Source organism: Nocardia sp. GP40, assembly GCF_050434125.1.
Classification (GTDB): Bacteria; Actinomycetota; Actinomycetes; order Mycobacteriales; family Mycobacteriaceae; genus Nocardia; species Nocardia albiluteola.
Genome location: NZ_JBNPVW010000002.1, coordinates 150,549 through 162,670 on the forward strand (window position 1 = coordinate 150,549; position 12,122 = coordinate 162,670).

Consider the following 12,122-nt stretch of genomic DNA (forward strand, 5'->3'; position numbering starts at 1 on the left):
GGATTCACGGACACGGCCCACGCCGGTCCAGGCGTCCACGTTACTCCCCGAAGTACGCCGACCGGGCGAAGATTTTTATACGCTGTCTTCCGCATCTATGCGGGGGATACGGCCTGGAGGGGCCGTTATATAGGGGACCCCGCGCACCCGGCAGAGCCCGTTGACCCTTGCTGCCTTCCGGCCCTGGGGGAGTTCACAGGATGCGCGCCGCGCGGGATCCGTCGGCCAGTGTAGCGGGTCGCGCCGCCCGGTCCGCAAACGGCCTAGGCAAATGCCACGCGACGGGGGATGCCGAACTCGCTACGATCTGTCCGACGTGTTGCAAGGGGGCTTCGGCGCCACGACCGGAGGAAGAACAGATGACAGTCGGCAACCCACCACAGGACGAGCCGCCGAACGACGACAATCAGTGGTGGTCCACGCCGGCCAGCACCAGTCCCGGCGCCCCGCTCACCGGCACCGATCCAACCGTTCTGGGCGGGAACCAGCCGTACGGCACGTCGGGCTATACGCAGTATCCGGGCCAGACCTATGCGCAGCCGACGCCGGGGCCGCAGCCGGTCGCCGCGCCGCCCGCCTATGCCACGCCGCAATACACCGCTGGATACGCCCAGCAGCCCCCGCGCCCGCCGCAGCGCAGCAAGGCTCCGTGGATCATCGGCGGCGTGGTGGGGCTGGTGGCGATCATGGGCCTGGTGGTGACGCTGGTCGTGGTGAGCGCGAGCCACAAGGCCACCGATTCGCTGCTGGGCAAGAAGAACATGAACGGCAACTACGCCATGACCAACGTCACGAACGCCTGCGGCCTGGTCGACCTGACGGTGCTGTCCAAGTGGGCACCCAACCCCAAGTCCAATCCGCAGCACACCGAGCGCGCGGGCGACAACCTGATGGGCGGCTCGCTGAACTGCACCGCGGGCTACGACGGCGCGGGCAAATATGGCAGCGAGGGCTCCGACCTGGACCTGGACGCCGAGTTCCAGGATGCCTACGGCTCGCCCGACTACAACACGTGGAAGGACGAGGACACCAAGACGACCGGCAGCGGCCGCGATTCGGGCGTGCTGTCCGGCATCGGCGAGCAGGCCTACTACGCCACCGAGACGCAGAACTACTCCAGCTTCAACACCCTGGACTACACCTGCGCGGCGCTGGACTCCAACCTCTCGGCCAAGATCAAGTTCCACATCGAGACCGAGAATCCCCCGAACGCCACCGACGCCGGAACGACCTGCAAGGCCCAGCTGCAAAAGGTGCTCACCGCTCTACACAAATGACCCCTGACGGGCCCGTTTGGTGACCTCGGGGTGTCACCCGGTATATTGCTGAGCGGAGGATTCGCCTAGTGGCCTATGGCGCTCGCCTGGAACGCGGGTTGGGTTAACGCCCTCAGGGGTTCAAATCCCCTATCCTCCGCCAACGTATGGCCAGGCCAGAGACTTTTTTCGGTCTCTGGCCTGGCCTTCTGTCAACACCGCGGTCGCCGCCCTACCTCCGCAACGCCCCCAAGACGATTGCGAACAAGCACGGGTTCCTCTTCGCGTTCATGGCATCCCTCATCCCACACCGCGCCGGGCGGGCGCCGTGAGCCGGTGGCTGGTCGCAGCCGAAAGTGCCGTCCGCGCCGCAGCTGCCATCCGACCAGGGCCGCGACAACTATCAGCAGGCCGAGCTCATCGCCGCAGCGGATCGGGTATTGTCAGCATCAGCCGAATCTGATCAGCGGCCGTCACGTGAGATGTAGCGGTTTGTTGTTGATTGTCGGTCCTCGATCGCAGGCACCGGTATTCGGTCGGGGCTATCCGCAAGGAGCCTTCATGACCGCCGCCGACGGCGACCGACTACCCGGTTCGGCATCCGTGTTCGCCGAAGTCCGGGCCGCTGAGCAAGTGGCCGATCTCGAACGAAAAGCGCTGGCAGCCAAGATGGTTGCCAGCCATGCGCTGGACGTCGCCGATTGTGCGAATCTGTTGGCGATGCTCGGCCTCGATCTGCCCGAATCGCGTGAGCCGGTATCCGACCCGGAGTGGCAGTGCTGATCGGGCACCCGTAGCCGCGGGCGAACAGACTCGCACTCCACGTCGCGCCGAGGTGTCGAAGAAGTTCGCTGAAGCGGAAGATCCGTCCGGTAGATCCGCAAGCCAGGGCGGTGCGTGGGGTCGGCTTCGGGTGCAGTACAATGAATGGCTGAGAACAGGCTTCTTGCTAAAAAGTTGCCCGGCTCATCAACAGAAAAGAAGTGGTCTACAACATGGCCCTAGGCAGTGTGAAGTGGTTCAACGGCGAGAAGGGCTTCGGCTTCATCGCTCAGGACGATGGCGGCCCGGACGTCTTCGTGCATTATTCGGCCGTGAGCGGCTCAGGTTTCAAATCCCTCGATGAGGGCCAGCGCGTCGAGTACTCGGTCGAGCAGGGGCAGAAGGGCCCGCAGGCCAAGGACGTCCGCGCGATCTGATTCATCGCGACTTGTGAAGAGCTTCGCACCGACCACGGTGCGAAGCTCTTTTCGTTCGTCTCGGAGCCGGACAAGTCGCGCCATGGTGGGTGCCGCCAAATGGGTGGCGGTTGGGCCACAGATCCGGGCCCAGCCGGTTGGCACCCCTGCGGCGAGCGGGGGTCGATTGCGGCTATGCGACCCGCGGCAGGCCGTAGTTCGTGCGACTGCGGATGGCCCGCTCAGCGTCGACCTGCGCATGACACCACATGACCCGCGGACCCGATGACGGCATCCGCGGGCTTCCGAGTCCGGGGCTGGTGGCGCTGCAGCCGCTCCTTCACATCGACACGGCCACACAATGATTCCCGCCCAGGCATGGGCGGCCACTGGGGCGCGGTCAGAGCAGGCAGGTCGAGGCGATGGGCGCTCCGGCGAACAGGTCATCGGCTCCAGCCGGGCCACCGGGTTGCCGCGCCGACGAGGACGAATAACGTCACATACCGGTGTCGATGGAGAATCCGGAGCCCGTACTGATGGTCAGATGACCATCAGTGAGGTCGAATCCGACACCGTTCCCGATTCCCACCGTGATGTGACCGGTCGGGTCGAATCCGATTTGCCCACTATTATCCTGATAATGCCGATAGTCTTTTGTGTCGCCCATTTCCATTCTTTCGGTCGAATACCCTGGTGCGTGCAGACCCACGCAGAGAACGACGCACAATAACAACGCACCGGAGGCAGTCGGAGGGTGGGTATCGACTCGAGCCGGAAATGGGGCTTTCCTGATGTTTCCCGCCCCCAAAGCATTCCCGGATTTTCTGCGGCTCGCCGAGGTTATCCACCACCGACCGCCTGAGTACGGAGATTGCGCCGACGCGCTCGAATGAAGATCGAGCTGCATTGCCGGACAAGGGATCACAGGCGCTCCGAAACCACGAGACCAGCGGCACGAGCGGATCCACCGAAGCAAGGCGCCGGGGCGTCCAATAGTCCCACATTTCACGTTTCCCGTAGCCGCAATACATTTCGCGAGCCCCGCATGACCATTGACAGCCCGAGGTAGGGCCGCGGCGCCCACGGCTCGGTTGTGTTCCGATGGCGTGCCCCGAGCGTGTCACGCCGAATGCTCATCCGATTGCCGAAATATATGGCAGTCGCACTGTTACGCGGATAACTTGCCGTATGCGAATGCTGGCAGATTGCCCGATGGCAGGCCACGAGAGAGGATATGGAATGGCAGTCGGGAATGCGCTGAACCTGTCCGCCGACGAGGTCCTCGTCTACCACGCGTTCGGTGCGTAAGCGGCTGGACCTCGAGCGTCCGGTGCCTCAGCCGCACCCCGTACGCCCGCCCACGAGGCTAGACGCCCGCCGGTACCCAGCCGTGTTCGCTGAACGACGCCGCCGCGCCAGCAAGGAAGGCGCGGATGCCCACGGCCGGGTACTCGATCACATCCCACTCGGCTACCTGGTCGAGCGGCACCCAGCACACGGCAGAGCACTTGCCCATTTCCCCTTCCCGGTTCCACGGTTCCCCCTGCCACCGGGCGGCGTACAGGAACAGCCCGAGCCGGGCCTCAGGCCCAGACCCCGCGACATGCGCCACGTGAACAACGCGCAGGTCGGCCGGGTCGATCACCACTCCGACCTCCTCGTACGCTTCACGGGCCGCCGCGACGGTGATCGGCTCGCAGGCGTCGAGTTTGCCGCTGGGAAGGTGCCAGCGACTCGAGAAAGGGTCGTTCCCGGTCCGCTGGGTGAGTAGCAGGCGATCGCCGTCGACGAGAAGAACATGAACGTCGATCAGATGACGGTCCGCCATCGCTTCTCCAAGGGTCGGGAATGGATCCAGCAGACCCTACGCCACCTTCAAACCGCACCACCGAAACACAGCGCGCAACACACCGAACTCGCCGCAACTGTCCTGGACGTCGATGCAACCTCGAACTACCGCTGCGGCGATCCTCCCCCGCACCACGACCAACGGTCGAAACAGGCTCCGCGCCAGAGGCTTTGGTCGTCCCGGAAAGGCGCCGTGTCACACGCGCGATGATAGATCAGGCCCAGCACGAGCACAGCGACTCCGGTGGCCAGAAAGACGAGTCGCACCGACATCGGAGTGGGCCGGAGCCGGCGTCGCCCTCAACGTCGTCGCATCGGGGGTCGTCGACACACCCGCAGCCGCCTACATCCTCGCCGACGACGGCGTGCGCAAGGCCGTCGAAACCGCTGCGCCGCAACCGTTCCGCGGTTCGCCGGACGGCCGGAAGCAGTGCTCGGTGACCGCCACAGTGCCTGACCCAATGTGCCACCACCCGCTCGAGTTCAACCACAGCGGCATGTTGGTGCTCGGGGTCCGTCCCGACGGACCTCGCTGCGGTGATCCGCGATGTCAGCGGCTGTGCGACCGCCACGATTCGATCGGCATGGCAGCTACCGCCCCGCGACCGCGGTCGCTGATCTGCCAGCACCCCTTGTACGGGATCGGGACGACCAGACCTCGCGCCTGCAGCCGCGCCAGCGCGTTGCGGGTACTCCACCCCGTCAACTGGGCCTGCCGCTGAATCTGAACCGCGGACAACAGTCCACCGGGATGAAGGATGCGCAGCACGACCGATTGTGCTGATTGCCCGAACCTCATCGCGTTCTCCTTGAAACGCTCGAAATGCCGAAAGGTGAAGGAATGGCTAGGAATTCGCCGCTGGTAGGCGGCAGTGAACCAAGATTAGTTATCGACATCACACGATGTCAACAGCACGTGATGTCAACATTGGGGGGCCGTCGTGAGAGGATGCGGGGCATGCCAACTGCTACCGAGGAGCCTCGGGGTGAATCGCGACGCTGGCGCGGTGTCGAGCCCGCCGACCGCACCGCGACCCGCCGCCGGCAGCTGCTCGACGCGGGCCTGCAGCTGATGGGGACCGTCGGGGTCACGGGCATGTCGATGCGCGCGGTATGCCGCGAGGCGGGCCTGACCGAACGGTACTTCTATGAGAGCTTCGCCAACCTGGAGGCGCTGCAGCTGGCCGTCTTCGACGACGTGGTGCTCGGCGGCCGCGATCGCCTGATCGCGGCCCTGAGTAGCGCTCCCCCGCAACGGGATCGGATCTTCGAGCACGTCATCAGCCGCTTCACCGACTACATGGACGAGGACCACCGGCGGGGACGCATCATGTTCGTGGAGTCGCAGGCCACCCCGGCGCTGCGCGAACGCGGCAACCGGCACGTCGTGGAGTTCACCCAACCCATCGCCGCCAGCCTGGCCAGTGGCCACAAGCGACACCCCTTCGACGACACCGATATCCGGCTCAACGCCCACGCCATCTTCGGCACGATGGCGTTCCTGTACAGCCCCTGGCTGGACGGCACCCTGGACGTCTCCCGCGATCGCTTCGAGCGCCACGCCGCCAGCGCGATCACCGAACTCGCCCGCGCCAGGTCATCGGAATTGGGCGGCCGGGCCGGGAAGTGATCCCGCGGGCTCAGCCCTCGAGCCAACCGCGGCGGTTGCGCTCGAGGTAACGGTCGGGCTTGCAGACCTCGGCCGCAACGGTTTTCAGGTCACCGAGCTATCCTTCGCCGCGGGGTCACCGGCCTGGGCGCGGGCGAGCTCGTCGTCGAGCGTCATGCGGTTGTAGTGGTCGCGATCCACGGCGGGCAGGCCGTCGCGATTGCCCAGGTAGTGATCGTGCTGCCACAGTGCGTCTCGCTCCGCCGGGGTCAATGTCTCCCAGAAGGAATGCAGCTGTTGCGGATCCGACGGCAGTTGCGCCCTACCGTCGATGATGTCCGGCACCTGGGGCCGGACCTGCGCGGCGTCGGGAGACTTCTCGTATTCGGCGAGATCCCGTAGGTCTGCCGAGATTGCCTGCGCCGCTTTTCCTTCCGTATCCGCGAACTGATTCAACAGGGTCTTGACGCGGGTCTGGAGGTCGGCGGCGTGGCTGTCCAGGCCCTGCTGCAGCGCGGTGACGTTGCCCTCGTCGTCCACCGCCATGCCCGCGAACGGAATGTCGTGATCGACGATATACAGCAGCGAGGTCCGGTAGCCGTCGAGTTCGGCGCCGTAGGCGTCGTAATGGCCGGCCAGCGTGACGAGTGTTTTCGCGAGATGATTGGCGGCCAGCTTATGCGACAGTGCGCGGGCCGCTGCCGCGGAGGCGGCGCTGCCTTTCCAGTGGTTCATGGCGCTGTCGACGTCGCGATTCGCCCGTTCCATTTCGGTCGCCAGGATGTTGCTCCGCGCGGTGAGATCGGCGGCGAAACCGCCCATGGACCGCGGATTGCAGCCGCGGACACGGCCGATCGTGGTGGTCATCGCGACCGCTCGCCGGCGGTGTACCGGCGCAGCTGCGCCTCGAATGCCGCGTCCAGTTCGGCACAGAAATTCCGGGTGGTCCGGGTCGCCTCGGCCATGTCCCGCAGATTCCCGCCCAGCAGGCCGAACGCCGTCGCCACACCCGCGCTGACCTGGGTAGTCAGGTCTTGTACGGGCGAGCCCGGCATCGCCACCACGGCCGCGATCCGGGCCTTGCCGATCGCCTCGGCATGGGCGATGAGTACGCCCGCCAGCCAGTCCAGGGTCGGCAGATCAGCGTCCATCGCGCCCAAGTAGATCCCCTCGGAAGCATCGTGCGGCTCGAAACTTCCGGGCAAACCTAACACAGCAAACCTGCGATAACGGGCAATGTGCCACGCAACTCCGGTCGGAAAATTCACCCCTGGAAACCGCGCCTCAGATTCCCACCCGCAGCCGCGGCCCCGGCGGCAGATCGGCCAGCACCAGCCACATCGTGAAGTTGCCCGGGCCGGTGAAATTCGCGATCGCGCGCCAGCGCCACCATATCGCCCGGGACGCCGCCCTTGGCCGCGCCCACTATCTTCAGCTCGGGCGCATACGAGGCATGCGTTTCCGCGGCGCGCGCGGTGCCGCTGCCGCCACCGGAATGCGCCGCCGGCGCTGCTGTCGATGGCCTCCTGATAGGACAGCACCGGCCGCGGGCTGCCGACCCACGGCACCGGCGGAATCAGCACCGTGGTCGCGGTGACCGTCGGCTGGTCGTGCACGTCGGTCGTGCGAAACAGGTCCTGTGCATGTGCACGATCGGCTCACCGTCCCCGCCGGGTCAGGAGCGCAGCGCGGAGACGGTTTCGGTGAGGGCTGTTTCCACAAGATCGGCATAGGTATCGATGTCGGGCATGACCGCCGGATCCGCGTGGACCGACACCGTGACCGTCGTGCCCAGACCGTGCACACCGTGGGTCAGATGCATGACCGCGCCCAGCGCCGGGAAGCCCGCGGTGAAGCGAACCGCACCGCCGCCGAGGGACAGATCCGCGGGCCCGCGGTTCACGCTGGAGACAACCGTATGACCGGATATCGCCTCGGGAACAAGGTCGAGCGGATATCCGGCGATGTCCCGCCGCAGCACCGGAGCCGGAAGGACCTCGGTCACGCGGCCGGCCGCACGCAACAGCGGGTGACGGGCCCGGGTGCGGCGCTCCACAAGGGTGGCCGCGATCAGGTCGGCGCGGCGGGCGAGCTCCGGTTCATCCACAGGCAGATCGACGCTCACGTCCAGATAATTGTTGCGCACCACAGGCTTTCGGCTCCACATGTGGAAGTTGTCCACGAGGCGCTTATACACAGACCGCGGCCGCGCAGGTCGCCCACCCACAGACATGCGATCCACAGTTCCGCCATCCTCAAACGAGCGACCCACGGCTCCTTCATCCACAACCGAGCGATCTACGACCCCGCCATCCACAGGTGAGCGGTCGATGTCCTCGCCGCCCACAGACATGCGATCCACAGCCGCGCTGTCCACAGGCACGCTGTCCACAGACGCCTCACCCGCGGGTAGCGCCACCGAAACCTGCGCACCGAGCGTCCCCACCGCCTCACCGTGGTTTCGCAAGTAACGTGACAGCGCAACGGATATCGCCGTCAGCACCACCACGGTCACCGTGCGCCCGGGCACCCGCAAATCCTCGCGCACGATCATGCGCACCGCGTGCGCGACCGGCGCGGGTGGCCGATTGAGCAGCGTCGGCGGGAAAACCGGTGCGGGCGCTGGCAATTCACCTCGCGCGGTGAGTCCGGCCAACTCGCGTTGCGCCCGCGCGGCCGCGAATCCCCGGACGATCGTGCGAACCACCCGCAGCGGCAGCTCCGCCAACGCGGACGCCTCGGCCGCGCAATTCCCCCACCATCCCGATTCCACGGCCGGGCCCTCCAGCGAGACGGCCGAAGTTGTCCACAACGCCCGCGCGATCGCGGCGGCCCGCTGTCCATCGGCCAGCGCATGCGAGAGCTGTAATACCGCGACCAGCGCGGGCCCCTCAGCTCCGGCCGGTGATGTACGGCTCGTTGTCGATGCAGACGCCGTAGTCGCCGCTCCGCATGTACCGCCGATGGTGGGAGCCCCTGTGACACCGCGAAACAGATGCACACGCCAGGCCCGAGAGTCCGCCCGCAGACCCTCGCCCAGCAACCCACCCAGCGCCGCGACGACGGCGGACCACGGCGGCGCCTCTAGGTTGTACTCGACAATCTGATCGTCGTCGATCTCGCAAGGCTCCCAGGCGGGATACGCAAACCGCCGTTCCCGCAGCCGCACCCGCAGATCCCCGATCCCGGCGGCCCGCGCGGCGATCTCCGCCCGCAACCACTCCGCGGAGCGACCCGTGTCAGCGAAGCAGTACAGCAGGAACAGATCGTTGCAGCCGTGCGCCGAAAGCCAGTATCTCGTCGCATCCTGCGGCGCCAGCGAATTCACGCCGACGACGATATCCGCTGATCCATCGATCGCGATGACCCCCGAGTGCTACAGTCTGTAGTAGAGGACTCAGCACTCTCCCGGGGTGGGGTGACTGCCATGGCAGTACGTCAAGGTCTCATCGGCCGCACGCTCGCCGAGCAAGCGGATTCGGCGGATCAGCGATATCGGGCGGCCAGTTTCGTCAAGAGATCCATCAACAAGGTCTTTCCGACACACTGGTCGTTCCTGCTCGGCGAGATCGCCCTCTACAGCTTCATCATTCTGCTGCTGTCGGGCGTGTATCTGACCCTGTTCTTCGACCCGTCGATGACCGAGGTCGTCTACAACGGCACCTACCAGCCGCTGCGCGGGGTGTCGATGTCGCGGGCTTACGAGTCCGCCCTGAACATCACCTTCGACGTGCGCGGCGGCCTGTTCGTCCGGCAGGTACACCATTGGGCCGCACTGCTTTTCACCGCATCGATGATCGTGCACCTGTGCCGCATCTTCTTCACCGGCGCGTTCCGCAAACCGCGCGAAGCGAATTGGGTGATCGGCTCGATTCTGTTGATACTGGCCATGTTCGAGGGATTCTTCGGCTATTCGCTACCCGACGACCTGCTCTCGGGCACCGGCCTGCGCGCCGCGTTCAGCGGCATCATGATGAGCACCCTCGTCGTCGACACCTGGCTGCACTGGCTGATCTTCGGCGGCGATTTCCCGGGCACGATCATCATTCCGCGCCTGTACATCGCGCACGTGCTGCTGTTTCCGGGCATCATGCTGGCGCTCATCGCCGCGCACATCGCGCTGGTCTGGCACCAGAAGCACACCCAGTTCCCCGGTCCGGCACGCACCGAGAAGAACGTCATCGGCACCCGCATCGTGCCGGTCTTCTCGCTGGATCAGGGCGCGTTCTTCATGTTCACTCTGGCCGTGGTCGCGATCATGGGCGGGGTGCTGCAGATCAATCCGATCTGGAATCTGGGGCCCTACAACCCCTCTCAGGTCTCGGCGGGCACCCAGCCCGATTTCTACCTGATGTGGACCGATGGATTCCTGCGGCTGGTACCGCCGTGGGAGCTGTACATCTTCGGGCACACCATTCCCGCGGCCTTCTGGGTCGCGGTCATGATGACGCTGGTTTTCGCCGTGCTGATCAGCTACCCGTGGATCGAGAAACGCATCACCAGGGATGTCGTCCGGCACAACCTGCTGCAACGACCGCGCGACGTCCCCGTCCGCACCGCGATCGGCGCCATGGCGCTGACCTTCTACGCAACGCTGACCCTGGCCTGCGTCAACGACATCATCGCCCTGCGATTCGACATCTCGCTCAACGCGACGACCTGGGGCTTCCGCATCGCGTTGCTGCTCGCGCCACCGCTGGTCTATCTGCTCGCCTACCGGATCTGCCTGGCGCTGCAGCGCGGCGATCGCGCGGTGCTCGAACACGGCATCGAGACCGGAATCATCCGGCGCCTGCCGCACGGCGAATACATCGAAATCCATCAGCCGTTGGGCCCGGTGGACGGACAGGGACACCCGATTCCCCTGGAATATCAGGGCGCGGCCGTGCCGAAGAAGCTGAACAAGCTGGGGCTGTCGGGCAAGCCCGGCCTCGGCGGCCTCTTCCGTCCCGACCCGGATGCCGAGACCGAGCAGCTCGCCGAGCTCGAACAGGCCCGGGATCATGAGCAACTCGCGGTTTTGCGGAGCGCGCAGGAGTCCGCCGAGTGATCGACAGCCAGGGGCAATCGCCTGCGGACACTGCAAAGCCCCGAGTCTCTTCGGACCCGGGGCTCGTTGTGCCGAGGTCCGCGGCGGCCGGATCCGCCGCGGCGCGCGGGATCGCCGCTACGCCTGCCAGGTCACTCCAGCAACAAACGCGTCCCATTCGCCGGGGGTGAATCCCAGCACGGGCCCGCTCCCCTGATCCTTCGTGTCCCGGACGGCGACGTTCCCGTCCACCAGAAATGCCACCTCCACGCAGTTTCCGTCGGGACCACTGTGTCTGCTCTTACGCCACACGGCGCCAGCTGTATCGACCTTCACGGCAGTTGCTCCTTTGCTGCATCGACACCGAGAATTAGCTAGTTTCATTCGTTCTGGCAGCGGGATCGGTGGCACTATGGATCCCTCGCCGCGCCCACGACGGGTGCGGCCTGCGCTCTGCATGACTCGCGGTGCTGTCCACTTTTTCGCACCTTGCGGGGGGATTGCCCCCGCTCAGCACAGTAGCAGGTTTCCACAAAGTTGCGCGGTTCTCTTTTCGAATTCAACGGCGGTTATCCCACCAGTCTGAAACGTCGATATTTGTTTGCCCAAATATAGCTAGCAATCATTTTTCAGTCCCGGCAACCATTATTCGGTACATATTCCGACCACCGGGCGGACCGTAACGACCGCCCGGACAATCGGCGGTCGCCGCGTCCTGGATCATGGAATCGTGGACCAACGCGATCGAGACGATGCCGGACATGCCCGCAATGCCCGGCCCCGCGACCGATTCGGTCGTCCGCTACCTCCCGGCAGCCCCGGTATCGAGCGGGTTCCGGACAACCTCGACCTGACCCCGGACGAGACCCTGGACTACGCGCAGCGCCTGCTCGACGACGGGCTGGCCTTCAGCGCCCACGAGGTGCTCGAGTCGGCGTGGAAGAGCCAGCCGTTCGCCGAAAGGATGCTGTGGCAGGGGCTGGCGCAGTACGCGGTCGGCCTCACCCACATCCAGCGCGGCAATCCCAAGGGGGCCAGGACCCTGCTCGAACGGGCGGTTGGTCGACTCGAGGCCTTCGGCCCGTGGCCGTACGGCATCGACGGTGCAGCTCTGGTGGCACACGCCGAGCGACTGCTGGCCGACCTGGCCGCGGGGCGCGACATCCCCGCCGACCGCCTGCGCCTGCGTCTACGGGGCTGAA

General features: G+C 65.8%; 13 protein-coding genes, 1 tRNA gene, 1 other RNA gene and 1 pseudogene. 7 read left to right on the top strand and 9 right to left on the bottom strand.

What is annotated here, in order from left to right:
• Positions 1-128: 128 nt before the first annotated feature.
• Positions 129-223: signal recognition particle sRNA small type (gene ffs / locus ABH933_RS05195), an RNA gene on the bottom strand.
• A gap of 136 nt (positions 224-359) precedes the next feature.
• On the opposite strand from ffs, the gene ABH933_RS05200 reads away from it, so the two are divergent.
• From ABH933_RS05200 to ABH933_RS05215, 4 genes are all read left to right on the top strand, one after another.
• Positions 360-1,277, top strand: coding sequence for a hypothetical protein (locus ABH933_RS05200; protein WP_429418063.1), 918 nt, complete (start codon positions 360-362; stop codon positions 1,275-1,277).
• Positions 1,278-1,331: 54 nt separating this feature from the next.
• Positions 1,332-1,419, top strand: a tRNA-Ser gene (locus ABH933_RS05205).
• Between the two features lie 398 nt (positions 1,420-1,817).
• A complete protein-coding gene (locus ABH933_RS05210) occupies positions 1,818-2,039 on the top strand; it encodes a hypothetical protein (protein WP_429418065.1) in 222 nt (73 codons plus the stop codon).
• Positions 2,040-2,251: 212 nt separating this feature from the next.
• Complete coding sequence (locus tag ABH933_RS05215) at positions 2,252-2,455, top strand: cold-shock protein (protein ID WP_215915884.1); 204 nt, start codon at positions 2,252-2,254, stop codon at positions 2,453-2,455.
• A gap of 475 nt (positions 2,456-2,930) precedes the next feature.
• On the opposite strand, the gene ABH933_RS05220 is transcribed toward ABH933_RS05215, so the two are convergent.
• The 3 genes from ABH933_RS05220 to ABH933_RS05230 form a co-directional block, all read right to left on the bottom strand.
• Positions 2,931-3,143, bottom strand: coding sequence for a hypothetical protein (locus tag ABH933_RS05220; protein WP_429418067.1), 213 nt, complete (start codon positions 3,141-3,143; stop codon positions 2,931-2,933).
• 657 nt (positions 3,144-3,800) lie between these two features.
• On the bottom strand, positions 3,801-4,262 hold the full coding sequence (locus tag ABH933_RS05225; protein WP_429418069.1) for an NUDIX domain-containing protein: 462 nt from the start codon (positions 4,260-4,262) through the stop codon (positions 3,801-3,803).
• A gap of 570 nt (positions 4,263-4,832) precedes the next feature.
• Positions 4,833-5,081, bottom strand: coding sequence for a hypothetical protein (locus ABH933_RS05230; protein ID WP_215915207.1), 249 nt, complete (start codon positions 5,079-5,081; stop codon positions 4,833-4,835).
• Positions 5,082-5,240: 159 nt separating this feature from the next.
• Here ABH933_RS05230 and ABH933_RS05235 point away from each other — a divergent pair, with 159 nt between their 5' ends.
• The gene (locus ABH933_RS05235; protein WP_429418071.1) at positions 5,241-5,912 is read left to right on the top strand and encodes a TetR/AcrR family transcriptional regulator; all 672 of its coding nucleotides are present in this window, start codon (positions 5,241-5,243) and stop codon (positions 5,910-5,912) included.
• 84 nt (positions 5,913-5,996) lie between these two features.
• Here ABH933_RS05235 and ABH933_RS05240 read toward each other — a convergent pair whose 3' ends face one another.
• The 4 genes and pseudogenes from ABH933_RS05240 to ABH933_RS05255 all read right to left on the bottom strand — a co-directional run bounded on the left by ABH933_RS05240 (position 5,997) and on the right by ABH933_RS05255 (position 9,219).
• Positions 5,997-6,758 (bottom strand): hypothetical protein, encoded by a 762-nt coding sequence (locus ABH933_RS05240; protein WP_429418073.1) that lies wholly within the window; start codon positions 6,756-6,758, stop codon positions 5,997-5,999.
• Positions 6,755-7,042, bottom strand: coding sequence for a hypothetical protein (locus ABH933_RS05245; protein ID WP_429418075.1), 288 nt, complete (start codon positions 7,040-7,042; stop codon positions 6,755-6,757). The genes ABH933_RS05240 and ABH933_RS05245 overlap by 4 nt, the downstream gene beginning before the upstream one ends.
• Before the next feature lie 230 nt (positions 7,043-7,272).
• Positions 7,273-7,531: pseudogene (locus tag ABH933_RS05250) on the bottom strand (lipase family protein); the annotation flags it as partial.
• Positions 7,532-7,566: 35 nt separating this feature from the next.
• Positions 7,567-9,219, bottom strand: coding sequence for a WS/DGAT domain-containing protein (locus ABH933_RS05255; RefSeq protein ID WP_429418077.1), 1,653 nt, complete (start codon positions 9,217-9,219; stop codon positions 7,567-7,569).
• A 99-nt stretch (positions 9,220-9,318) separates the two neighbouring features.
• Between ABH933_RS05255 and qcrB the strand changes: the two genes are divergently transcribed.
• Complete coding sequence (gene qcrB, locus ABH933_RS05260; protein ID WP_429418079.1) at positions 9,319-10,941, top strand: cytochrome bc1 complex cytochrome b subunit; 1,623 nt, start codon at positions 9,319-9,321, stop codon at positions 10,939-10,941.
• Between the two features lie 117 nt (positions 10,942-11,058).
• On the opposite strand, the gene ABH933_RS05265 is transcribed toward qcrB, so the two are convergent.
• Positions 11,059-11,256: a DUF397 domain-containing protein gene (locus ABH933_RS05265; protein WP_308166247.1), complete on the bottom strand. Its 198-nt coding sequence runs from the start codon at positions 11,254-11,256 to the stop codon at positions 11,059-11,061.
• 394 nt (positions 11,257-11,650) lie between these two features.
• On the opposite strand from ABH933_RS05265, the gene ABH933_RS05270 reads away from it, so the two are divergent.
• Complete coding sequence (locus tag ABH933_RS05270; RefSeq protein ID WP_429418081.1) at positions 11,651-12,121, top strand: DUF309 domain-containing protein; 471 nt, start codon at positions 11,651-11,653, stop codon at positions 12,119-12,121.
• The last annotated feature ends 1 nt before the right edge of the window (position 12,122 follow it).

Coding starts and splice junctions, on each gene's coding strand:
- ABH933_RS05210 (WP_429418065.1), top strand. CDS start 1,818: ATGACCGCCGCCGACGGCGACCGACTACCCGGTTCGGCATCCGTGTTC.
- ABH933_RS05200 (WP_429418063.1), top strand. CDS start 360: ATGACAGTCGGCAACCCACCACAGGACGAGCCGCCGAACGACGACAAT.
- ABH933_RS05245 (WP_429418075.1), bottom strand. CDS start 7,042: ATGGACGCTGATCTGCCGACCCTGGACTGGCTGGCGGGCGTACTCATC.
- ABH933_RS05240 (WP_429418073.1), bottom strand. CDS start 6,758: ATGACCACCACGATCGGCCGTGTCCGCGGCTGCAATCCGCGGTCCATG.
- qcrB (WP_429418079.1), top strand. CDS start 9,319: ATGGCAGTACGTCAAGGTCTCATCGGCCGCACGCTCGCCGAGCAAGCG.
- ABH933_RS05215 (WP_215915884.1), top strand. CDS start 2,252: ATGGCCCTAGGCAGTGTGAAGTGGTTCAACGGCGAGAAGGGCTTCGGC.
- ABH933_RS05225 (WP_429418069.1), bottom strand. CDS start 4,262: ATGGCGGACCGTCATCTGATCGACGTTCATGTTCTTCTCGTCGACGGC.
- ABH933_RS05230 (WP_215915207.1), bottom strand. CDS start 5,081: ATGAGGTTCGGGCAATCAGCACAATCGGTCGTGCTGCGCATCCTTCAT.
- ABH933_RS05235 (WP_429418071.1), top strand. CDS start 5,241: ATGCCAACTGCTACCGAGGAGCCTCGGGGTGAATCGCGACGCTGGCGC.